The organism is Bizionia argentinensis JUB59 (assembly GCF_000224335.1).
Taxonomy (GTDB): domain Bacteria; phylum Bacteroidota; class Bacteroidia; order Flavobacteriales; family Flavobacteriaceae; genus Algorimicrobium; species Algorimicrobium argentinense.
The window spans coordinates 44,212-65,378 of sequence record NZ_AFXZ01000005.1; the positions used below are offsets into that span (position 1 = coordinate 44,212).

General features: G+C 33.0%; 24 protein-coding genes. 10 read left to right on the forward strand and 14 right to left on the reverse strand.

Going from position 1 to position 21,167, the window contains the following annotated elements; genetic code table 11:
* Window positions 1-36: 36 nt before the first annotated feature.
* The 4 genes from BZARG_RS02675 to BZARG_RS02690 all read left to right on the forward strand — a co-directional run bounded on the left by BZARG_RS02675 (window position 37) and on the right by BZARG_RS02690 (window position 4,618).
* Window positions 37-1,431: a dipeptidase gene (locus tag BZARG_RS02675; protein WP_008635079.1), complete on the forward strand. Its 1,395-nt coding sequence runs from the start codon at window positions 37-39 to the stop codon at window positions 1,429-1,431.
* Between the two features lie 205 nt (window positions 1,432-1,636).
* Window positions 1,637-2,008 carry a BlaI/MecI/CopY family transcriptional regulator gene (locus BZARG_RS02680; protein ID WP_008635120.1) on the forward strand — a complete coding sequence of 124 codons (372 nt, stop codon included), beginning with the start codon at window positions 1,637-1,639 and terminating at the stop codon, window positions 2,006-2,008.
* Between the two features lie 81 nt (window positions 2,009-2,089).
* Window positions 2,090-4,027 (forward strand): M56 family metallopeptidase, encoded by a 1,938-nt coding sequence (locus tag BZARG_RS15160; RefSeq protein ID WP_008635089.1) that lies wholly within the window; start codon window positions 2,090-2,092, stop codon window positions 4,025-4,027.
* Between the two features lie 147 nt (window positions 4,028-4,174).
* Complete coding sequence (locus tag BZARG_RS02690) at window positions 4,175-4,618, forward strand: YybH family protein (protein ID WP_008635204.1); 444 nt, start codon at window positions 4,175-4,177, stop codon at window positions 4,616-4,618.
* Here the strand turns inward: BZARG_RS02690 and BZARG_RS02695 are convergent, their stop codons facing one another.
* Complete coding sequence (locus tag BZARG_RS02695; protein WP_040287938.1) at window positions 4,619-4,897, reverse strand: STAS domain-containing protein; 279 nt, start codon at window positions 4,895-4,897, stop codon at window positions 4,619-4,621.
* A 172-nt stretch (window positions 4,898-5,069) separates the two neighbouring features.
* Window positions 5,070-5,411, reverse strand: coding sequence for a tRNA-binding protein (locus BZARG_RS02700; protein WP_008635175.1), 342 nt, complete (start codon window positions 5,409-5,411; stop codon window positions 5,070-5,072).
* 170 nt (window positions 5,412-5,581) lie between these two features.
* On the opposite strand from BZARG_RS02700, the gene BZARG_RS02705 reads away from it, so the two are divergent.
* Window positions 5,582-6,427, forward strand: coding sequence for an AraC family transcriptional regulator (locus BZARG_RS02705; RefSeq protein ID WP_008635143.1), 846 nt, complete (start codon window positions 5,582-5,584; stop codon window positions 6,425-6,427).
* Window positions 6,427-6,567: a hypothetical protein gene (locus BZARG_RS15840; RefSeq protein WP_008635133.1), complete on the forward strand. Its 141-nt coding sequence runs from the start codon at window positions 6,427-6,429 to the stop codon at window positions 6,565-6,567. Before BZARG_RS02705 ends, BZARG_RS15840 begins: the two co-directional genes overlap by 1 nt.
* Window positions 6,568-6,576: 9 nt before the next feature.
* Here the strand turns inward: BZARG_RS15840 and BZARG_RS02715 are convergent, their stop codons facing one another.
* The 6 genes from BZARG_RS02715 to BZARG_RS02740 form a co-directional block, all read right to left on the reverse strand.
* On the reverse strand, window positions 6,577-7,155 hold the full coding sequence (locus BZARG_RS02715) for a PhnA domain-containing protein (protein WP_008635201.1): 579 nt from the start codon (window positions 7,153-7,155) through the stop codon (window positions 6,577-6,579).
* 55 nt (window positions 7,156-7,210) lie between these two features.
* Window positions 7,211-7,573, reverse strand: a complete 363-nt coding sequence (locus BZARG_RS02720; RefSeq protein ID WP_008635087.1) for an MmcQ/YjbR family DNA-binding protein — start codon at window positions 7,571-7,573, stop codon at window positions 7,211-7,213.
* 32 nt (window positions 7,574-7,605) lie between these two features.
* Window positions 7,606-8,352, reverse strand: a complete 747-nt coding sequence (locus BZARG_RS02725; protein WP_008635088.1) for a cyclase family protein — start codon at window positions 8,350-8,352, stop codon at window positions 7,606-7,608.
* Window positions 8,353-8,424: 72 nt separating this feature from the next.
* On the reverse strand, window positions 8,425-9,600 hold the full coding sequence (hemW, locus tag BZARG_RS02730; protein WP_040287946.1) for a radical SAM family heme chaperone HemW: 1,176 nt from the start codon (window positions 9,598-9,600) through the stop codon (window positions 8,425-8,427).
* Between the two features lie 35 nt (window positions 9,601-9,635).
* The gene (gene ruvC, locus BZARG_RS02735) at window positions 9,636-10,214 is read right to left on the reverse strand and encodes a crossover junction endodeoxyribonuclease RuvC (RefSeq protein ID WP_008635155.1); all 579 of its coding nucleotides are present in this window, start codon (window positions 10,212-10,214) and stop codon (window positions 9,636-9,638) included.
* Complete coding sequence (locus tag BZARG_RS02740) at window positions 10,214-10,852, reverse strand: hypothetical protein (RefSeq protein ID WP_008635139.1); 639 nt, start codon at window positions 10,850-10,852, stop codon at window positions 10,214-10,216. Before BZARG_RS02740 ends, ruvC begins: the two co-directional genes overlap by 1 nt.
* A 54-nt stretch (window positions 10,853-10,906) precedes the next feature.
* On the opposite strand from BZARG_RS02740, the gene BZARG_RS02745 reads away from it, so the two are divergent.
* The 3 genes from BZARG_RS02745 (at window position 10,907) to BZARG_RS02755 (ending at window position 13,941) form a co-directional block, all read left to right on the forward strand.
* On the forward strand, window positions 10,907-11,869 hold the full coding sequence (locus BZARG_RS02745; RefSeq protein ID WP_008635153.1) for a lysylphosphatidylglycerol synthase domain-containing protein: 963 nt from the start codon (window positions 10,907-10,909) through the stop codon (window positions 11,867-11,869).
* Between the two features lie 2 nt (window positions 11,870-11,871).
* Window positions 11,872-12,999 (forward strand): glycosyltransferase, encoded by a 1,128-nt coding sequence (locus BZARG_RS02750; RefSeq protein WP_008635092.1) that lies wholly within the window; start codon window positions 11,872-11,874, stop codon window positions 12,997-12,999.
* Between the two features lie 66 nt (window positions 13,000-13,065).
* Window positions 13,066-13,941, forward strand: coding sequence for a hypothetical protein (locus tag BZARG_RS02755; RefSeq protein ID WP_008635148.1), 876 nt, complete (start codon window positions 13,066-13,068; stop codon window positions 13,939-13,941).
* A 21-nt stretch (window positions 13,942-13,962) separates the two neighbouring features.
* Here BZARG_RS02755 and BZARG_RS02760 read toward each other — a convergent pair whose 3' ends face one another.
* From BZARG_RS02760 to BZARG_RS02775, 4 genes are read right to left on the reverse strand one after another with little or no spacing between them, the layout of a single operon-like run.
* Window positions 13,963-14,439 carry a hypothetical protein gene (locus tag BZARG_RS02760; RefSeq protein WP_008635118.1) on the reverse strand — a complete coding sequence of 159 codons (477 nt, stop codon included), beginning with the start codon at window positions 14,437-14,439 and terminating at the stop codon, window positions 13,963-13,965.
* A 39-nt stretch (window positions 14,440-14,478) separates the two neighbouring features.
* Window positions 14,479-15,612 carry a tetratricopeptide repeat protein gene (locus BZARG_RS02765; protein WP_008635189.1) on the reverse strand — a complete coding sequence of 378 codons (1,134 nt, stop codon included), beginning with the start codon at window positions 15,610-15,612 and terminating at the stop codon, window positions 14,479-14,481.
* Window positions 15,605-17,047 carry a M56 family metallopeptidase gene (locus tag BZARG_RS02770; protein WP_008635197.1) on the reverse strand — a complete coding sequence of 481 codons (1,443 nt, stop codon included), beginning with the start codon at window positions 17,045-17,047 and terminating at the stop codon, window positions 15,605-15,607. Before BZARG_RS02770 ends, BZARG_RS02765 begins: the two co-directional genes overlap by 8 nt.
* Window positions 17,044-17,418, reverse strand: coding sequence for a BlaI/MecI/CopY family transcriptional regulator (locus BZARG_RS02775; protein WP_008635083.1), 375 nt, complete (start codon window positions 17,416-17,418; stop codon window positions 17,044-17,046). The genes BZARG_RS02770 and BZARG_RS02775 overlap by 4 nt, the downstream gene beginning before the upstream one ends.
* A gap of 132 nt (window positions 17,419-17,550) precedes the next feature.
* Here BZARG_RS02775 and BZARG_RS02780 point away from each other — a divergent pair, with 132 nt between their 5' ends.
* Window positions 17,551-18,060 (forward strand): DUF456 domain-containing protein, encoded by a 510-nt coding sequence (locus BZARG_RS02780; protein ID WP_008635205.1) that lies wholly within the window; start codon window positions 17,551-17,553, stop codon window positions 18,058-18,060.
* Window positions 18,061-18,319: 259 nt separating this feature from the next.
* On the opposite strand, the gene BZARG_RS02785 is transcribed toward BZARG_RS02780, so the two are convergent.
* Both BZARG_RS02785 and BZARG_RS02790 read right to left on the reverse strand, forming a co-directional pair.
* Window positions 18,320-18,994 carry a response regulator gene (locus BZARG_RS02785; protein ID WP_040287940.1) on the reverse strand — a complete coding sequence of 225 codons (675 nt, stop codon included), beginning with the start codon at window positions 18,992-18,994 and terminating at the stop codon, window positions 18,320-18,322.
* 21 nt (window positions 18,995-19,015) lie between these two features.
* On the reverse strand, window positions 19,016-21,040 hold the full coding sequence (locus BZARG_RS02790; RefSeq protein WP_008635090.1) for a sensor histidine kinase: 2,025 nt from the start codon (window positions 21,038-21,040) through the stop codon (window positions 19,016-19,018).
* Between the last annotated feature and the right edge of the window lie 127 nt (window positions 21,041-21,167).

Sequence of the window (21,167 nt, forward strand, 5' to 3'; positions counted from 1 at the left end):
ATTTCTGCGACTTCAGAAATAACAAAACCTATTATTATGAAAAACATACCAGGTTACGTTGCCGAACATAAACAACGCTTTCTAAATGAATTAATTGAACTACTAAAAATGCCTTCGGTTAGCGCCGACCCTGCGTTTAAGCACGATGTACTTCGTACCGCCGATGCTGTTAAGTTCAGTTTAGAAAAAGCAGGTTGTGATCATGTAGAAATCTGCGAAACTGACGGCTACCCAATTGTTTATGGTGAAAAAATGATTGATGAAAATTTACCAACTATTTTGGTTTATGGACATTATGATGTGCAACCAGCCGATCCTATTGAATTATGGACGTCCCCTCCTTTTGAACCTGTAATTAAAAAAACAGAATTACATCCGGAAGGTGCAATTTTTGCACGTGGCGCTTGTGATGATAAAGGACAAATGTACATGCACGTGAAAGCAATGGAATTTATGACATCCACTAACCAACTGCCATGTAACGTAAAATTCATGATTGAAGGTGAAGAAGAAGTTGGTTCTGTAAACCTTGGAACTTTTGTGAAAAACAATCATGAAAAACTAAAAAATGATGTCATTCTTATTTCAGATACAGGAATGATTGCTAAAGATGTTCCTAGTATAACAACCGGTTTACGTGGGTTAAGTTATGTGGAAGTAGAAGTAACTGGTCCGAATCGCGATTTACATTCAGGTCTATACGGAGGCGCAGTGGCAAACCCAATAAACATACTGACTAAAATGATTGCGTCTTTACATGATGAAAACAATCATATAACCATACCTGGTTTTTATGATAAAGTTGAAGAATTATCAAAAGAAGAGCGTGCAGAAATGGCCAAAGCGCCGTTTTCACTCGATGCTTATAAAAAATCGTTAGATATTGATGCGGTTTATGGTGAGGCTGGGTACTCAACTAACGAACGTAACTCCATTCGTCCAACATTAGATGTTAACGGAATTTGGGGTGGTTATATTGGTGAAGGTGCTAAAACGGTTATTGCCAGTAAGGCATTTGCTAAAATATCTATGCGTTTAGTTCCACATCAAGAATGGGAAGAAATTACCGAACTATTCAAAAAGCATTTTGAAAGCATCGCTCCAGAAGGTGTTACAGTATTAGTAAAGCCACATCACGGCGGACAAGGTTATGTAACTCCAATTGATAGTTTAGGCTATCAAGCGGCGAGTAAAGCCTATGAAGAGTCGTTTGGTAAAAAACCAATTCCACAGCGTTCTGGTGGTAGTATTCCAATAGTATCGCTTTTTGAACAAGAACTAAAAAGTAAAACTATTTTAATGGGCTTTGGTTTAGATAGTGATGCTATTCACTCGCCAAACGAACATTTTGGTGTTTGGAACTATTTAAAAGGAATTGAAACGATTCCGTTGTTTTACAAGTATTTCACAGAACTTTCTAAAAAGGCTTAAACCCTTTCCAGACCCAACAGTCCCGATACTTCGGGACTGTTGGGTCCTATTTTATAATAACTTAAGGAAAAAGTATCGAGATTTAACGTCATGTTATAGCTCTCGATACTTTTTTTTGTGTCAATTTAGAAATAAATCACCTCTACACTTGTAGAATATATATTTTTACTCTATGTTTGTAGAACACAATCTAAACTTGTAGAAGATGCAACTATCAAAATCGGAAGAAGAGTTAATGAATCACCTTTGGAAATTGGAAAAAGCCTTTATGAGAGATTTACTTGAAGCTTATCCAGAGCCAAAGCCCGCGCCAACTACGGTTGCGACACTTATAAAACGCATGTCCGACAAAGGTTTTGTAGCCTATACCCTATTTGGAAAATCGCGTGAATATTATCCGCTCGTAAAAAAGAAAGCCTATTTTTCCAAACATGTAAATGGTTTAATAAAGAACTTCTTTAATGATAGCGCCTCACAGTTCGCTTCTTTTTTTACCAAAGAAACTAATTTAACTAAAGCCGAATTAGAACAGCTTAAAGCGCTCATTGATCAGGAAATTAAAAATAAACCACAGTAGTTCAGTTAATTGAATTTATTGTAGCTTTAAATTCAAAAGGTTCAATGAGACTTTTATAAAACACACATTAACGACTTTATTATGGACATCTACATTTTAAAATCCAGTGCTTGCTTGGCTATTTTCATGATATTCTATAAACTAATATTAGAAAAAGAAAGCATCCATCACTTTAAACGTTTCTACTTATTAGCAGCGCTTTTAGTGTCCATAGCCATTCCTTTCATTACGTTTACCAGTTATCTTGAAGCTGCTCCTATTATAACTACAGTTAGCTCTTTTAGTTCTGAATCGGCGGTTACAGCGCCAGAAGTAGCTCCCACTTTTTCCGACTATCTCCCAACTATTTTATGGTCTATATATTTTTTAGGTGTTGTTATTTTTGCTGGTCGTTTTGCTAACAACTTAAATCAACTTATTAAACGAATCAAGCAAAATCCGAAATACAAAAATCATGGTTTCGTTCATGTTTTAATGACCGATTTAGTTTATCCACATACGTTTTTACAATTTATATTTTTGAATAAAACGAAATATGAAACTCATGATATTCCTTCGGAAGTTTTGCTACATGAAGAAACACATGCCAAGCAAAAACACGCTTTAGACATTCTTTTTATTGAAATATTACAAATAATATTTTGGTTTAACCCACTACTCTATTTTATAAAAAAAGACATTAAACTCAATCACGAGTTTTTAGCTGATCAAGCTGTTCTAAATACTGGAACAGACACGAAAACCTATCAGCATATATTATTGGCATTTTCAGTTTCCACTAATATGGAAGACGCACAGACTCATCATTTGGCGAATGCTATCAATTATTCATTAATTAAAAAACGATTTACAGTTATGAAATCACACACATCAACAACCGTTAAATGGGTAAAAGGACTCATCATCCTGCCCTTGCTAGCTGTATTAATTTACAGTTTTAGTAGCATTAAAGAAGTTTATGCACCAGCAGAACCTGAAATTGTCAATTCTAACCAAAAAGGCGTTTCCAAAGAACAAATTGCAGAATACAATAGATTAGCAACCTTAACAACAACGCAAATAACTAATCAAGGCTTCGTTAAACACAAAGATGTTGAGAGATTAAAATACCTTTATAGCTTAATGACCGTTGCACAAAAGGAGAAAGCTGCAGCATTTCCTGATTTCTCTAAACTACCACCACCACCGCCAATTCCTGCAAATGCAACTCCGGAACAAAAAGCAAAATACAAAAATGTACACGAGGATTATAACCAAAAACACAAAGTAAAAAAAGGAGAAACAGGTAATATTCCGCCACCGCCAGCACCGCCAATACCACCAGCACCGATAGCACCGCCAGCACCGCCAGCTCCAGGAAACTTAACACCGCCGCCGCCTGCACCACCAAAACCAATGACTGGTACAGAAGAAAATCCTTGGGGAATTAGTGTAGGAACTGATGTAAAACATGAGTCGTTAAGATCTAATCTTGGAACCCCCGAAAACCCAACTATTTCATTGAGTTCAGACCCTATTAAAGAAGAAAGTGATAAAAATAAAAACCCTTGGAGCATAACAACAGTAGCTAAGATAACTTTAGTAGGAAATGGCAATAAATCTGATTCAGTCCCACCTAAAACGCCCCCGGCTCCACCGGAACACATGAAACAACTATCCGAACAGGGCGCTTCGTTCTCCTATAATTATAAAAAAATCACCTCTAAAGAAGCGATAAAACTAACTGAAGAGAACTTCAACCTACGCATTCACGTATCGGACGATGCTGAATCAAAAAAACCAGTCGTAAAAATCAGTGATCAAAAACATGCAAAGACAAGCGTTACAAATAATACAATGGCGGGTGATACGGCGTATAATTTTGTTAAAAAGCTACAAGACAAAGTCACCTACTTCTATAATGGAAAAAAGACTTCTTATACGGATATACTGAAAATCACTAAAAAAGAACCGCATATAAATGTTTCCACAAATATTAATGGAGACCAAGGAACGGTTCATTTTACGTCCGTTAAATAAAATTTCTAAATAAATTAGATGTTTTTATCAGACCTCACAATCCCGATACTTCCGGACTGTGAGGTCTTTTTATTCTAATGAGCTTATAACAAACTAAACTATAAAAATTAGTTCGTACTTTTAAAGAACCAATAAATAATACTCTTTATGAAGTCACTATATCTAATTTTAAGCCTATTATTCTCCGTTGGAATATCAGCACAATCGGAAATATCTAAAACAAGTGAAGCGGACAGTAAAGCCATCCGCCAAGTTTTAGAAACACAAGAAAAAGACTGGAATAATTTTGATTTAGAAGGCTATATGCAGGGTTACTGGCAAAGTGACTCCCTAAAGTTTCACGGAAGCAGTGGTATTACCAAAGGCTGGCAAAAAACACTAGACAACTATAAAAAAGGCTATCCTAACCAAGAATATACGGGCGAACTAAACTTTACAATTAAATCCATTTCAACTATTGAAAGCAACTCCTATTACGTCATGGGCCAATATCATTTAAAACGATCCGTTGGCGATGCAAAAGGAGAATTTCTAATTATTCTCAAAAAAATTGATGGTAAATGGAAAATTATTGCTGACATGTCTAGCTAATTATGCAGCATCAAAGGTTTTAAAATCATCATATAATTCTTTACAACCAAAACCGATAATAGATAATTTTGTTTTTTTAAGTAAAGCTTCATTATGCAATTTGGCAAGCGCTGTAACCCCAAGTTTATCAATACTCTTTAATCCTTCAATATTAATAGTAACGGATTGTAATTTCTCGAAAACATTTTCGAATTCCTTTTGAAACATACTAACTGAGTTTCTATCAAGAGTTCCTTTTATATCAAAAAAGTTTTTGCTGCTGGATATAATTAAGCTCATAACACATGGTTTTAAATTTTAAACAATAAATATTGTGCTATTAATTATATGAGGGACTTCAAATATAAGATATTATTTTAACTTAACACTTACTATTCGATATACTGCGCAACTTTCAGTTCATCATAAATATTATGATTAAAAATCCTACAAAACACTAACCAACAGGGCATTAAGCTACTTTCGTGCCATTAGGCATATTACGTTCAGGTTGCAACAACACCACATCCGTTCCTACTCCTAATCCTCCTATAATTAAGCATTCACTCATTATATTAGCGATTTGTTTTGGTGGGAAATTTACCACGGCAATAACCTGTTTTCCAATTAGAGATTCTAATGTGTAAAGTTTCGTGATTTGAGCAGAAGTTTTTAATTTTCCTAAATCGCCAAAATCAATAATCATTTTATAGGCAGGTTTCTTAACTTCCTTAAAAACTTCAGCCGAAATTATTGTTCCGATTCGCATATCGATTTTTACGAATTCCTCCCATTTTAAATTATTCTCCATCATAAAATTTTTATGTATCTATACCTAACCAAAGTAAGTGTTATGTATAAGAATACAACGCTTTAAGTATATATTTATCTGTTTTGATCTAATATTATCCCGAAATTAACTTATACTGGAATTCACGAATAGTATTTTCTTATTTTTGCACTTTAAGATATTAAAAACAACTGATGAAAGTCCTACCATTTAACATCCCGAAACCCGAACAAGATGCCTTTGTTTATCAAGTGGATTATGTGCCTGCTTTTTATGACAAACTGCATGAACATGAGGAAATTCAGATAAGTATTATTTTGGAAGGCGATGGTACACTCGTTGTTGGTGATTCCGTAAATTTCTACACTAAAAACGATATTTTAGTATTAGATAGTCATATGCCACATGTGTTTAAAAGCGATGTAGAAGCTTCTAATAAATCACATATGTTATCTATGTTTTTTACTAAAGAATCCTTTGGAACCGATTTCTTTAATTTGGAAGAACTGCATGAATTACAGCCTTTTTTTAAACGCTCCAAACATGGTTTTAAAGTAACATCCAATGAAAACGCTATTAAGAAATTATTTTTGCAATTGGAATTAGCTTCCAAATTAGAGCGTTTTATCATATTGCTACAACTCTTAAAAATCACTTCAAAAGCTGATTTTGAAAGTTTATCATCTTTTATTTATGATAAGAAATATTCAGATAATGAAGGGAAACGTATGCGTCACGTTTTAGCCTATACTATGAATCAATTTACAACTGATATTACTTTAGATGCCGTTGCAGAAGTATCTAATATGACCAAGAATGCCTTTTGTAAATACTTTAAAAAACGAACGAATAAAACCTACTTTCAGTTTTTAAGCGAATTGCGCATCGAGAATGCTTGTCGCTTAATGCAAACCCAAACCGACCTATCCATTTCGGAGATCGCCTATCAATCTGGGTTTAATAATATTTCGAATTTTAACAGACAGTTTAAAACCATTAAAGGTATAACGCCAAACAGTTACAGGAAAAGCCCAAACTAATGTCCAGAAAAACAAAGATTGTTTTAATGGTTTTGGCAGCAGCCGTAACTATTTATGGATTGGTAACAGGGAAATTCTTATTTCTACTATTTGTGTTTCCTTTAGGTTTTTCATTTTTCAGAAAGAACAAAAAAGAATAGATTAAAAACTTACGTTTTCTTCACGTACTTAGTGATAATTACAATTTGCTGTCCATCAACTCTTCCTTCAATAAACTCTTCATTTTCATGATCCAAGCGAATATTTCTAACAGCAGAACCTTGTTTGGCAACCATACTAGAACCTTTCACTTTTAAATCTTTAATCAATACAACGTTATCGCCATTATCAAGAATAACGCCGTTTACATCGCGGTGAATAATTTTGTTAGCTTCATCTTCATGTTCACCCGTTGCACGCGCTAGAGCCAGAGCTTCATCGTCCAAATACATCATATCTAGCAAGTCTTTAGGCCAACCTTCGCCACGCAAACGCTGTAGCATACGCCAAGCCATAATTTGAACCGCCACGTGCTCACTCCACATACTGTCATTTAAACAACGCCAGTGGTTTGCATCCATCTCCTCGTTACCTTCTATTTGATCTAAACACGTTTTACAAACCAAAACATCATTAGCCACGTTTTCATTTAAGGATGGTGGAATGGTGTATTGCTTTAAGTCTTCAGTTGAAGTACATAATTCGCAGGTATGATTACTGCGTTCTTGTATCATTTGTAAAACACTCATGTCTATTTTTTTTGAAGATTAATATGCTTGATTTCAGCAGGCAAAGATACGATTTTTATTGAAGGGAATCGCGCATTTTTTTAGTCATGCCTTTTACTACCATATTATAAGAATGGTCTATCAATTCTTTTAAAAACTTTGGAGACACCTTATCTTCATAGATATAAACGGTATTCCAATGTTTTTTATTCATATGAAAACCCGGACGAATGCTAGAATAATTTTCACGAAGTTCTATAACATAATCTGGATCAGCTTTTAAGTTAATAGCAGCTTGGCCGGACTCCCAGCTTTGCAATGGTAGCAAGGCGAATATTTTATTTAAAACCTTAAATACTAATGTGTCATTATCAAAAGGAAACTCTTCTGTAACGCCTTTCTTTTTCAAACAGTATTCTTGAACTTGCTCTATATTCATGGGGTATAAAAACGGTACTTATTTCTAACAAATTACTCAATTGCATATAAAACGGGCTTGCTGGGCGTTGCATCATTTTCAAAAGGTGCAATTTGAAGGTTTAAAAAATAAGTGCCATCTTCCACAGAATTTGGAACAAAAATCAATTCGGTAATAGTCGCGTCCAAACGTTTCTTTCCTGCTGTATTCCAAAAAGCATGATGCGCTAATAATTCGCCCTCATCCACTTCTTTATCCACACTCGGTAAATCTATCAATAAATGTTTCACCCCCTTTTCCCGAAGATAAATAGCCGCTTCTTCTAACAAGTATGGCGGATTAGTATTGGAATATTGCTTGTTTAATTTCTCCTTCGTATTCGGAATAGTTCGTAAAATAACAGCTTCACGCTTTTTATTTCCTAAAGCAAATTGAATTTGCTTTTTAGAAATTACAAAATCTTTTTTACTCTTTTCTGGTGCAACGGTAATCACTTCTGCCAAGAAGAAAAATTGCTTTAAATTCTGGTTTATAGAATGTATTTTTTTTGTAATATGTCCAACACATTCCGTGTGCGTAACGTGTGCATGAGGATTAAATGAAATATTATTGAAGTTTATAGCGGCACCTTCAGCTACACTCGCCTTCCAATCGCCATCTTGAACAGGTTCAATTTCTGGCGGACCTTGATACCAAGCATTAACATTATTTATAGAGGCACGCATTGAAATCGAAATATCTAAAGCTTTAGATAAATCTATTTTATATTTTTTAGAATTGGTTTCTATTGTTGCAATCATGTATGTGTTTTTTCTGAATTCAATGTTATTATAATAAACGCAAAAGTCCGTTTAAAAACAACTCTAATTCAGTTAATTTAAAAGAAATAAATCGGAGGCAATACCATCACTTAAAAACAGACCCTTTTTAGTAACGTGTAAACTATTTTCCTTAATATACAACAGTTGGTTGACAATGTGTTTTTCAGATTCCTTAAGTAAGAGTTCTTTAAAGTGCAAACCAAAATCACGTTCTATTTTTTCTAATGAAACGCCCCAAATGGTTCGCAAACCTGTCATGATATATTCGTTATATTGATCGGTTTTGGTTAGCGTTTCAATTTCTAAAGGCAATTTATTCTCCGATAAAGATTCAATATATTTCGTGTTATTTCTAATATTCCAACCACGCACTTTACCATTAAACGAATGTGCCGAAGGACCAATTCCTAAATAAGATTTGCCTTGCCAATACGCCGAATTATTTTTGCTAAAATATTCTGGTTTTCCAAAATTAGAAAGTTCATAATGTATATAACCGCGACTCGTTAACGTATCTACTAATAAATGAAATTGCGCTTCTGCCAATGCATCATCTACATTTTCAATAATACCTTTTTTTATAAAACTGGCTAGTGCTGTTTTTGGCTCTACGGTTAATGCGTAGCTTGAAATATGCGGGATGTTAAAAGATAACGCTGTTTCAATATTCTCAAGCCATTGCGCATTGGTGGAACCAGGGACTCCGTAAATTAAATCGACAGAAATATTATCGAAATACTTCGTTGCTTCCTGCAAGGCTATTTTGGCTTCTTCAGAATTGTGCGCGCGATTCATCAACTTTAAATCAGCTTGAAAAAAAGACTGAATTCCAATAGACAAACGGTTTATTCCAATGGACTTATAGTCTTCAAAAATAGTTTTCGAGACGTCCTTTGCCTCTATTAAATCGTCTGGATTGGCTTCTAAAGTAATTTCAGGATTTTCAGAAACCTGATAGTGTTTATAAACAGAATCTATAATTAACTTCAATTCATCCGCCGATAAAAGACTTGGTGTTCCACCACCGAAATAAATGGTTTCAACAGTTTTTTTTGCAAATTCGCCTTTTCTTAATTTGATTTCTGTGATTAATGCTTGAATGAGTTCTTCCTTTTTTTTAAGAGACGTTGAAAAATGAAAGTCACAATAATGACAGGCTTGCTTGCAAAACGGAATGTGGATGTAAATGCCTGCTCCTTCTAATTTATCCGAATCTAAAGAACTCATGCTCGATTGATTCTCATTATTAAAATCCGTCATAATTATTTTCCCTTTGGAGATTTAACTGGCTTTTTAACACGATCCGCATTTTGCTTTACAAAACTATCCCAACCAGAGTAACCTTTCCCAACTTCTACACGGCCTTCATTATAAAAGTGACAAACCGCTGCGGCTAAACCATCCATAGAATCTAAATTTTTTGGTATCGTTTTTAATCCTAGTAAACTTTGCAACATTTTGGCAACTTGTTCTTTACTAGCATTACCATTTCCAGTAATTGCCATTTTTATTTTTTTAGGTGCGTATTCTGTTATAGAAATCTCTCGACTTAAGCCTGCTGCCATAGCAACTCCTTGAGCGCGTCCTAACTTAAGCATACTTTGCACGTTTTTCCCAAAGAAAGGTGCTTCAATAGCAATTTCATCTGGATGATGTGTGTCGATTAATTCTATGGTACGTTCAAAAATAAGTTTTAATTTTAAATAATGATCATCGTATTTTTTTAAATCCAGTTCATTTAACTGTAAAAAAAACATTTTTTTTCCCACAACTTTTATCAGACCAAAACCCATAATGGTTGTGCCTGGATCAATACCTAATATAATTTTTTCTTTCGTCATTAATCACAATAATAGCAACCGCTTAATGAAATTGAAACGCCTACTGTTGCCGTAAATAGGTTTCCGTTGAATGAGCCAAATCCGGTTGAATTTGGTTTAAAACTTGAACTAAATCCGTAAATGTAAGATGTGTCTAAAAAAACAGAAAGCGTTCTTGAAATGGTATAATGAAACTCCAAGCCAGCCATGGCATTTAAAAACGACGTGTTATTCTCTGAATAACCACTCAACGGCTTTACCATTGAAAGTCCTGGACCTGCATGTGCTACAACTCCCAAATGAAGAGGTAAAAAATTGACTAATGGTGTTAGATCGTATATAAATTGCGTATTGATTCTAGAATAATTTATTTTAAAATATGGCGAACTAGAATTATGATTCAATCGGTTAAATCCATAATCTAATTTTACCCCAAATTGCCGCTTAATCATGCGCTGAACACCTAATTGGATGGTTGGAAAATTAACGGTTTCACCTTGGTAACCGACAACGAATCCATCAGAACTCGGATTATTAATACCAACTGAAAATTGAGCTTTCCAAAGGCTAGCTTCGCTTTGCCCAAAGCTGCTAACACTAATAAAAGAAAATATTACAACGAATCCACCAAGCAAAATACGATTAAAAGCGATGTACATAAAGTTAAATGTTTTAATTTGTATTATTAACTCGTTAACCAACCGCAGCAAAATATGTTAGGAAGGATTCCCTACAAAATTAAGCAATTCTTTTTTGTACTTATTAAATTAAGCGTCGTTGTTGGTGCTTTTTATTTTATTTACTGGAAACTAACCGCTAATCCAAATTTAAATTTGGATCAATTTGTTACGATTTTAAAACAAAACAATCAGTTTTCATTCAAAACGATTACTTTTTTAATAAGCTTAAGTACTTTTAATTGGCTATTTGAAATTTTAAAATGGCAAATACTCGTATCGTCATTCAAAAAGATTTCATTTTATAGTGCTATGGAGCAAAGCCTAAGCTCTTTAACTGCATCTTTACTAACACCTAATCGTATTGGCGAATACGGCGTAAAAGCACTCTATTACAAAGCTGAACAACGCAAACGTATTGTTGCTCTGAATTTACTAGGAAATAGCTTACAAATGCTGGTAACTGTTATTTTGGGCTGCATGGGTTTGTATCTTTTCTTAAATAGATATGAAAGCATTATAAATGTTAATAAAATTCTTCTAGTTTCTATAATTGCTCTCGTTATTGCTGGAATTGGTTTTTTAGCCGTTTCAAAAAGTAATTTGCAGATTAAAGGTTACTCTTTTCAAAGTATAAAAAATTACTTCCAAAAACTTCCTTTTAAAATTTATAGTCAAGCATTTTTATTCGCTTTTATCAGATATGCTGTTTTTTCATTTCAATTTTACTATCTTTTAACCTTATTTAATGTTTCTACATCTTATTACCAGATACTTACAATAATAACAAGTATGTATTTTTTAGCGTCTATCATCCCTTCTATTTTTATTTTCGATGTGCTTGTAAAAAGTAGTGTCGCTGTATATTTATTTGCTTTTATTAGCGTTAATACCTTAACCGTTTTAAGTACGGTAACTATTATGTGGTTGCTTAATGTTGTACTTCCAAGCATATGTGGTAGTATATTTGTTTTAAAATTTAAACGATTTAAATCCTAACTATGGTTTTTATAATTGCCATTTCCATAACATTGACGTACTTATTTTTAATAAGTGTGTTTATTTATGGTTTTGATAAGGTTCCTAAATTTTATTTGGATGATATTCCCGCAGAAACACAATTCTCCATAGTAATACCTTTTAGAAACGAATCTAATAACTTGCCACAACTTTTAAAATCCATTAAAGATTTACAGTATCCCATTGATTTTTTTGAAATTATTCTAATTGATGACCAATCGGAAGACAATTCTGTGAAAATCGTAAAAACATTTATAGAGAACGGCTTAAAAAACGTAACCATATTAAAAAACGAAGGTGTAAACTTTTCACCTAAAAAAGAAGCGATAACTAAAGGTATAAGCATAGCAAAATACGATTGGATTATTACAACGGATGCCGATTGCCGTGTACCTAAACATTGGTTAAACACCTTCGATTGTTTTATTCAAAAAAACAATTATCGTTTAATTGCTGCACCAGTAAACTACTATGATATTGCTTCTTTTTTGGATCGTTTTCAAACCATGGATATTTTAAGTTTAATGGGAACTACTATTGGAGCTTTTGGAGTTAGAGAGCCTTTTTTAGCTAATGGCGCCAATTTGGCGTATAAAAAAACACTCTTCACGGAATTATCAGGTTTCGAAGGTTCTGATAAAATAGCGAGCGGTGATGATGTTTTCCTACTACAAAAAGCCTTTAAAAATAACCCAGACGATGTGTTTTATTTAAAATCTATTGAAGCAACCGTAGAAACAAAACCACAGCGAGATTGGGGACAACTAATATCACAACGTTTACGCTGGATGGCCAAAACAACACATTATAAAAGTTTTTTCGGAATTATAACAGGCTTGGTCGTTATGTTGATGAATCTATTGCTTATTCTACTCATCCCTGTGATACTATTTGATGGCTTAAGTGTTACAGACTTCCTATACATTGTTATAATTAAATTTATGGTCGATTTTCTGTTAATCTTTAAAACAAGTCGTTTTTTACAACAGGAATCGGTGCTACCAATCTTTATATCTGCCAGCATTTTTTATCCATTTTTCAGCTTATATATTATCGTTTTATCATTTTTTAAAAGTTACACTTGGAAAGGTAGAACGTTTAAGAAATAATAAGATAGTATAATAGTTACCATTTAATTTTTTTAGATTTACCATTAACAAACATTTGCACGCAACATGAAAAAGATTATCTTTTTAATCGGTTTTTTAGCATTTGGGTTTTTAGGGTTTTCACAGCAATCGTACACCATTAATAATGAAACGCTAGAATTACAAACAGCTATTGAAGGTAATCTAGACCTACTTTGGACGATTGATGATGGAACGTACCGTTATTTTGTTAAAACTAAAAACGGTAATATACAAGAGCTGGTTAACACAAAAAATACGGACACTAAAAAATATCAAGAAGAATACAAATCAGTATTAAATACTTTAACCGAAGGTTATGGTGTTCCTACAGAAAAAGTAAACCTTACATTACGCAGTTTGGAAGGTTTTTTCAATATGTACAATGCCACAACCGATTTAAGCTATAATTATTCCCCTCGGGCAAAGCTACAAGTACGATTGGGTGTTTTTGGTGGAATCACCAATCAACCTTTAGTTGGAAACCCAAATAATACCAGCGTACCATTTTTTGGCTTGGAATTTGAGTTCTTTGAATCTACTAAATTACAACGTCATGCGCTTTTTTTGCATGCGAGACATACCTTGGAAGCTGACGATTTTAAATACACCTCAACGCAAATGGCTATCGGGTATCGTTACCGGATAATTAATAAAGACCGTTTTAATATATATGGGAATTTAAAAATGGTGACTTACAATTTTGGAAATGCCACTTATGCATTGGAGTTGCCTGAAACTGGAACTTATAAAGAATCGTTTTCAGGTATCGATGCGCCATTTATTTTAGGTATTGCCGCCGATTTTCGTTTGACGGATAATAGCTTTATCACTTTCGCTTATCATGATATTTACGCACTATTTAGTGATAACAGCGATAATTTTCCTATTGATTTTGCTTTAGGTTATAAAATTAATTTGTAATTATAATTGAGTAAGTTAAGTCTAATCGACCTGAATAATAACGGGTAAAGTAAATGCCGTATTAACCTGTTGACTGCGTCTAATAGCTGGAAAAATTTCAGGTAATGAATCGACACTTTCATGAAGTAATTCTTTAATATTTGGAATTTCTTTAATCGTTAAGGAATCTGCTTCTATATCAATAAGCGATAAATTCCCTTCTTTTGAAATTTTAAATTTTATAAAAATTGTATCACTAATATCTTGTGAAACGATTAGCGTATGACGCTGTAGTTTTGTGGTAATTATATGTGTTAAAGTATTCTGAAAACATTGTTTCTTTTCTTCTTTGGAAGCATTTTCGTAACAGGTTGCAAACATGGGATATTCATCTACTTCGTTCCAGTTAAACGTGCGCAATTCATTTTCTAAAATAACGTCCGACGATGTTTTTTTTGCATCGAAATAATTACAGGATGAAATCGTTAAAAATATTAAGATAACGTAAAGCTTTTTCATAGATTTTTATGAAATCGAAAAATACGATATTTTTAGATTTTAATCTAAATTCATAAATTTTTCTTCCTTCAATTCACTTAATCGGCTTTTAACTTTGAATAAAAAGGGGTTTTTTGGGTATTTAGCTATAAAGTTCTCATATAATTTTATTTTTGAATCTACATCTTTGTAGTACTTATCTTGGGTAAAAACTAAATAAAAAGCTACATAATGATTGTCTGGATTTTCTTTTAAAGCACTCTGAAAAGATTGAATAGCTTCTTTATACTTGTTTTGGTGATTTTGAATAGTTCCTAATTTCATGTATTCATAGTCTAAAGGTAAATCAACCAATTCAATAGACTTTTTTATATAATGTTCTCCCTGTTTATAATCATCTATTCGCGTGTATAATTCGCCTAAAATATAAAGATTTTTACTGTTTCTCGGTTCTTTAGCAATTGCTAGTTTTTGCTGCTCTATAGCTTTATGCACCTCTGATATTTGAGAATAACAATAGCTTAATTTTTCATGAACAAACTGTGAATCTTCACCTAAACCCAGTAATTTTTCAAACCAAATAGTGGCTTTTTTATAATCTTTTTGAAAATAATAATTTTGAGCCTTTAAATTGATAAGTGCGCCATTATTCTCAAAAGTTTTTAAACCCACATTTAGGTAATAGGTTGTTGAATCATAATTGCGAATTTGTATTTGCCGTTTAGCCAATTTGAAAATGGCTTTTTGATGCCCAGAATCCAACTGGAAACTCTTTTTGTATTCCGAATGCATTAATGAATCTCCCAACTTCTCATAAACCAAACCCAACTCATAATGGTAATTTGGATGCAGAGAATCTAGTGCAATCAACTGCTTAAAAACAGAGGACGCTGTTTGATAGTTTTTGGTTTTTGATAATAACTTGGCATATTCATACTTCAATAGCGCATTGTCTGGAAATACCTTAATGCCTTTCTGATAGTGATCTAGGGCTTTGTCATAATTACCAATAGCTTGGTAGGATCGGGCTAATTTGGATGAAATATCATCCATATCACCATATAATTTATAGGTTTTAATAGCCTCTGAAAAGTTTCCGTTTACATACAAACTATCTGCAATATTTAAAACCGAAGGTTGCGCTTCGGTTTTAAAAAAAGCTAGTATAACCACTAGTACAATAAGTCTATTCATTTACTTGAAATTTTATTGGCAAGAAATACGGCACTTTAACTTTTACGCCTTTATGCTCTCCAGGAATTAAATCGGGAATCATATTTAAAACGCGTTGTGCTTCGGCTTCTAATTCTGGATATTTTGCTCTTACTTGAATGTCCACAATTTTACCTAATTCATTTATTTTGAAGAATACTCTAATCTGGACAATACCTGTCAAATTTAAAGAATTAGCTAATTCAGTATTGAAATTTTCGGCAACAAAAGCATTAAGTTTTTTGCTCATACATTGCTTATTTGCCTCATTGGAAACTCCGTTTTCACAGCCAGGAAAAACTGGAGCTTGATCAACTACTGAAAAAGGAGCTTCCAAAATTTCTGGATGCTCGTTACCGAGTTCCTCCGTTACAATTTGAGTTTCATATTTTTCATTGGTGTTATTTTGTGATGCTTTAATGAACATGGCATGCAAAGCTTCACTTTCAGCATCAGATAACTCACCTTTGGCGTCAAAAGAGACTTTTAAAGCATCTATTTGCTCGATAAGTGTTAATTCCTGCTCAACTACGTCGGGAACAACGGCTTCTTCCGAGCATGAGGAATACAGTAACATTCCTGATACTAATGGAATTAATAGGGCGTACTTGATTAATTGTACTTGCTTGGATTTTGATTTTTGTAACATAATAATTCGTTTTTTGATTAATGATTGTTTGAAAAATGGATTGATGAATGATACCTGATTCGTATCGAATATTTGTACTAGTAAGCTTTCATAATATTGTTTTTTATTAAGTTTCACGGCTTTTGAATCGGCAATAAACTCATGCAACTCTGCCATGCGGTTTTGATACATATACACTAACGGATTAAACCAAAAAACAATCCGTAACAGTTCAAAAAAGAGTAAATCCCAACTATGCTTTTGGTTTACATGTACCAGTTCGTGCTTAATAATTTGCTCACGTTCGGTTTCTTTTATTTTTTCGCCTAAAAACACATAGTTAAAAAACGAAAATGCCACCGAAGTTTTTAACATGTTCACAAAATAAATGTATCCTTCTTTATGTTTCGAATTTTGATAGGCTAATTTTACGATTTGAAATAAGCGGAATAGGAAAAAGAGTATAGCTAATGTACTTCCTACAATTAAAACGGTTGTAGTATACCATAAAAAACTATGAGAGGTATTACTGCCATTTATTACCACTTCTTCTAAAAAAATAGTATTCGGTGTTTGCGATAATAGCTCTGGCAAAGTGATGATAAAATCTTTTGAAATAGCATTTTTAAAACCTGCCACTTTTATAAACGGTAGTAAAACCGATAACACGGCAGTGACTAATAAATAGGCACGATTCCAATTAAAAAAAGTTTCTTTCCTTAAAAAAACATCATAAATAATCAAAAAGAATAACTGAAACGCTATAACTTGAATAATGTAGTGTATCATGATTTTTCGTCTTTATGAATCTCGTTTAAAACAGATTCTAATTCTTGCAAACTAATGTCGTTTTTCTGCATAAAAAAGGAGACCATACTTTTAAAAGAGCCTTGGAAATAATTATCTACTAACGAATTGATGCTTTGATTGCTGTAATCTTGCTTTTTCACAATTGGAAAATAGACATGCCCTTTCCCTTGTTTTTCATAGTCCACAAAACCTTTGCTTTCCAAAATCCTTACTATAGTGGAAACCGTATTATAGGCAGGTTTCGGCTCTGGTAACTCGGCTATAATATCTTTTACAGGGGCTTTTTCCAGCTGCCATAATACCTGCATAATTTCCTCCTCGGCTTTTGTTAATTGCTTTTTTTTTGTCATAGTATTTGTAGTAACCAATCATTAAACTAAACTTCTAGTTACACAAATATAACTAAATATATAGTTTAAACTAATTTATTAGTTGATAAATTGTAACATTCTTTCTTTACCTTCGTCTTATACATAAAAAACATGGACATAGTTTTAGTTATTTTGGGCTTTATTCTAATGCTAGTTGGTATTGCAGGAAGCTTTTTACCAATTTTACCCGGACCACCATTAAGTTGGTTTGGCCTACTTCTATTGTATTTAACTAAAGCTGTACCCAATAACTGGACGTTTTTAGGAGTAACTTTGGCCGTAGCCTTACTTGTTTTAGCATTAGATTATATTATACCTGCCATTGGAACCAAACGTTTTGGCGGCAGTAAAAAGGGTGTAATAGGTACGACTTTAGGATTATTAGTGGCTATTATATTCCCTGTTTTTGGACCTTTCGGCATTATAATTTGGCCTTTTCTAGGTGCTTTTATAGGTGAAATGATTAATAAAGCAGATTCTAAAATTGCAGCTAAGGCCGCTTTTGGGTCGTTTTTGGGCTTTTTAGCCGGCACATTTATAAAATTTATTGTCGCTCTGGTATATCTCGGTTTCTTTGTAACGACGTTTTGGGATTATAAAAGTGCTATCTTTTCTTTTTAAAATAAATAAACCCCATGGCTTCCAATTCAAATAATGGAAATCCATGAGGTTCGGATATAATGCTAATAAGACAACAAATTTCGTATTGAGGGGATTTAATTTGTATCTGATACGATAAATGTAAGCATAACTTTTAGTTTCACGCTGCGGTTAAACCGCAAGGCAATTACGGTTAAACCGTAACCCCAGGAGCGCAAAGGCCTGCAAGCACTAAATTATTTAATAAAAGTGCTTTTTTTTAATTTAGGGACTGATTATCTTATATAAAACCTTCTTTTTTAGCAAGTGCCAATAGTTTTTCATCGCTACCATCAGGAACATCTAAAGTGATTTTTAGCTGTTTCTTACGTTTTTCAATGGCACTCAAAGAGATTTCAAAATAATCTTTTAAACTTTTAGTTCGGATTCCTTGTGATAGCAGATATAGAATTTTCCGATCAATATCATCTAAATGAATAGCGTTAGTAATCGTTTTACGAATAACACTACTAACGGTTCCGCTATAATATGGCGGATTATTTAATACCGCTTTAAAAGCACTTGATAACTCACGCGATGTTAAATCGCTTTTAATTAAAAAACCTTCTGGATCAATATCTTTAATAATATTATGTATGCGATAAGGTTCATCAAACATAGTTAGCATAATAATTTTACATTGTGGCATAATTCGTCTAGCATATTTTGCCAGATCTTCGCCCGAAGTAAATTTTGGGTCATTAGAAGGTGGTAGACTAATATCCATAAACAAAACGTGATAGGGTTGTTCAATATCCACGGCTTTACGCATAAATTCTAACGACTCATCGCAATTATTAGCTATATCAATTTCCAGTTCTTGTTGCGCATTTTTTGTCGCAATCAACGTGTTCTGATATCCTTCAATAATCATAGGATGATCGTCAGTCATTAATATACGAATCGTTTTACTCATAATATTATAAAGCTCTTTAAGTTAGACTGGGATTTTTATTGAAATTTTAGTTCCGGTATCTTTTTCAGATTTAATATATAGTTTTCCACTAAATTCTGATACCCGCGCATACATGTTTTTTAAACCAATTCCTTTTTTTGATTTTTTTATATTAAAACCAACGCCATTATCTGAAACCTCGAGGCAAATTACAGCTTTTTCTTGCGAAAACTCGATAATTATGTGAGTTGCTTGTGCATGTTTATAAACATTTAAAAGCACTTCTTGAAGCATTCTATAAATGTGGATTTTAGTTTTATTTGGTATATCTTCCCACGGAACATCTGGATCACTCTTCAAAGTAAATGTTAATTCATAAGTTTTAGTTTGACTTTCTACCAACGCTTCAACAATATCAAGATAACTAGAGTTTAAAATAACATCGTTGTTTAGTTCATGGGAAACCTCTCGAATATCTTGCTCTATAATTTTTAATTCTTTAATATAACCTTCACGCGTTTTTATTGCTTCATCTGTTGAACTGATATTTAAACTATCCAAACTTAAACGCGTTCCAAAAAGACGTCCCAAAACACCATCATGTAAGTCTTGAGAGATTCGTTTTTTCTCGTTAGTTCGAGCAGAATCAATTTTATCCTGTTGCGTTAACATCAAATTGTAAATTTCCTCATTAGCTTCTTGCTGCTCTTGAACACGTTTTAATTCCTTGTTTTTATTACGTTGCGTGAAAATTATATATAGCAATACAAGGGTGAAAATTAAACCAACAGATAGGATAATTAACCACAAACGCTCTCGAGATATCCGTTCATTTTCCAATGCAATTTGTTCAGTCTCAAATTCTATACGTGCAAATTTATTTCTAATCGCCCGCTCCTTATTAACCAAACTATCGTTTAAATGAATATACTCATTTAAATATATCTGTGATTTTTCTGGACGTTCCAATCTAGATTTTAGCAATAAAGCATTTAAAATAACATTGTTAGTTATAGATTCTTTGCCTTTATTATACGCAATGTCAGCAAAAATAAGTGCAGAATCTTTCTGGCCTTCGTCTAAATAAAATTCAGAAGTATTCAAAGCGACAGACATAATGCTGAAATCATTTTCAATACTATCACTAATATGATAGGCTTCCAAAAGCATACTTTTTATCTCTTCCTTTTCAAAATTTCCAGTTTTATGCCTTAAAAGTGCATAATCTCCTAAAATAAGCGCGTAATTTTCTAGTTCCTGTTTCAAGATACTTTCATCTTTAAACAGTTCCTGATAAATAATTAGTCCTTTTTCATAGTCCTTTTGCTCTTTATAAATAAGGGCAATATTACTTTTAGAATAAAGAGAATATAAAAAATTATCTTTTATCTGATTACTATAATCCAAGGCTTTAAAATGATATTTCAACGCATTATCATAGAGTTTCAACTCATCGGAAGCAATGGCTACTAGATTATATAAACCCCATAAATCACCCAATACAGCATCGCTCTGTGGCAGACTTTGATATAACCTAATTGCTTTAAATGCATTGATTTCACAACCTACATAATCCCGTTCTTCAAACTGAATAGTGGCCATAGAATTCAATGTGCTAGCTTGATCTTTTGGTAGATTTAATGCTTCAAAATTTTTGGAAGCGTTGAAGTAATAAATGTAAGAACTATCGTTTTGGTATTTCTGTGAATGGTACCAGCCCAACACATTATTAATATAACCAACAGCTATACTATCTTCAAGTTTTTTAGCAAGTTTCAGGTTTTCATGATTTAAGCCGTAAAGAGAATCAATAGCAAATTGACGTAAGTACAATGTCGCTAATTGACGTTTAGACTTCAAAATGGTAGAATCTAATTGAGAATCTTCCGAAAACTTAATAGCTTTTTTTACAAATACAACACGCTTATTTAAACTGTAGGAATTGGTTTCTGCAAGTGCTCTATAATGCGCAACACTATCCAGAAATTTATTTTGAGCGCTAGTCTGTGCGTGAACAAAACTGCATATAAAAAATGCTATAAGTAGAAATGGGAATTTAAAAATCATAGGTATTGCTCAAGCGACTCAAATTTAATATTTTTTACGATGTTATAAAATATTATAGTCGTGAATATATGTAAAGAATTATGAGCAAACATAAAAAGAGACTGTCTGAACAGCTAAAAATCGTCAT

Bases quoted from the DNA above. Each gene is read 5' to 3' on its own strand.
- BZARG_RS02675 (WP_008635079.1), top strand. From the start codon at position 37: ATGAAAAACATACCAGGTTACGTTGCCGAACATAAACAACGCTTTCTA.
- BZARG_RS02680 (WP_008635120.1), top strand. From the start codon at position 1,637: ATGCAACTATCAAAATCGGAAGAAGAGTTAATGAATCACCTTTGGAAA.
- BZARG_RS15160 (WP_008635089.1), top strand. From the start codon at position 2,090: ATGGACATCTACATTTTAAAATCCAGTGCTTGCTTGGCTATTTTCATG.
- BZARG_RS02690 (WP_008635204.1), top strand. From the start codon at position 4,175: ATGAAGTCACTATATCTAATTTTAAGCCTATTATTCTCCGTTGGAATA.
- BZARG_RS02695 (WP_040287938.1), bottom strand. From the start codon at position 4,897: ATGAGCTTAATTATATCCAGCAGCAAAAACTTTTTTGATATAAAAGGA.
- BZARG_RS02700 (WP_008635175.1), bottom strand. From the start codon at position 5,411: ATGATGGAGAATAATTTAAAATGGGAGGAATTCGTAAAAATCGATATG.
- BZARG_RS02705 (WP_008635143.1), top strand. From the start codon at position 5,582: ATGAAAGTCCTACCATTTAACATCCCGAAACCCGAACAAGATGCCTTT.
- BZARG_RS15840 (WP_008635133.1), top strand. From the start codon at position 6,427: ATGTCCAGAAAAACAAAGATTGTTTTAATGGTTTTGGCAGCAGCCGTA.
- BZARG_RS02715 (WP_008635201.1), bottom strand. From the start codon at position 7,155: ATGAGTGTTTTACAAATGATACAAGAACGCAGTAATCATACCTGCGAA.
- BZARG_RS02720 (WP_008635087.1), bottom strand. From the start codon at position 7,573: ATGAATATAGAGCAAGTTCAAGAATACTGTTTGAAAAAGAAAGGCGTT.
- BZARG_RS02725 (WP_008635088.1), bottom strand. From the start codon at position 8,352: ATGATTGCAACAATAGAAACCAATTCTAAAAAATATAAAATAGATTTA.
- hemW (WP_040287946.1), bottom strand. From the start codon at position 9,600: ATGAGTTCTTTAGATTCGGATAAATTAGAAGGAGCAGGCATTTACATC.
- ruvC (WP_008635155.1), bottom strand. From the start codon at position 10,214: ATGACGAAAGAAAAAATTATATTAGGTATTGATCCAGGCACAACCATT.
- BZARG_RS02740 (WP_008635139.1), bottom strand. From the start codon at position 10,852: ATGTACATCGCTTTTAATCGTATTTTGCTTGGTGGATTCGTTGTAATA.
- BZARG_RS02745 (WP_008635153.1), top strand. From the start codon at position 10,907: ATGTTAGGAAGGATTCCCTACAAAATTAAGCAATTCTTTTTTGTACTT.
- BZARG_RS02750 (WP_008635092.1), top strand. From the start codon at position 11,872: ATGGTTTTTATAATTGCCATTTCCATAACATTGACGTACTTATTTTTA.
- BZARG_RS02755 (WP_008635148.1), top strand. From the start codon at position 13,066: ATGAAAAAGATTATCTTTTTAATCGGTTTTTTAGCATTTGGGTTTTTA.
- BZARG_RS02760 (WP_008635118.1), bottom strand. From the start codon at position 14,439: ATGAAAAAGCTTTACGTTATCTTAATATTTTTAACGATTTCATCCTGT.
- BZARG_RS02765 (WP_008635189.1), bottom strand. From the start codon at position 15,612: ATGAATAGACTTATTGTACTAGTGGTTATACTAGCTTTTTTTAAAACC.
- BZARG_RS02770 (WP_008635197.1), bottom strand. From the start codon at position 17,047: ATGATACACTACATTATTCAAGTTATAGCGTTTCAGTTATTCTTTTTG.
- BZARG_RS02775 (WP_008635083.1), bottom strand. From the start codon at position 17,418: ATGACAAAAAAAAAGCAATTAACAAAAGCCGAGGAGGAAATTATGCAG.
- BZARG_RS02780 (WP_008635205.1), top strand. From the start codon at position 17,551: ATGGACATAGTTTTAGTTATTTTGGGCTTTATTCTAATGCTAGTTGGT.
- BZARG_RS02785 (WP_040287940.1), bottom strand. From the start codon at position 18,994: ATGAGTAAAACGATTCGTATATTAATGACTGACGATCATCCTATGATT.
- BZARG_RS02790 (WP_008635090.1), bottom strand. From the start codon at position 21,040: ATGATTTTTAAATTCCCATTTCTACTTATAGCATTTTTTATATGCAGT.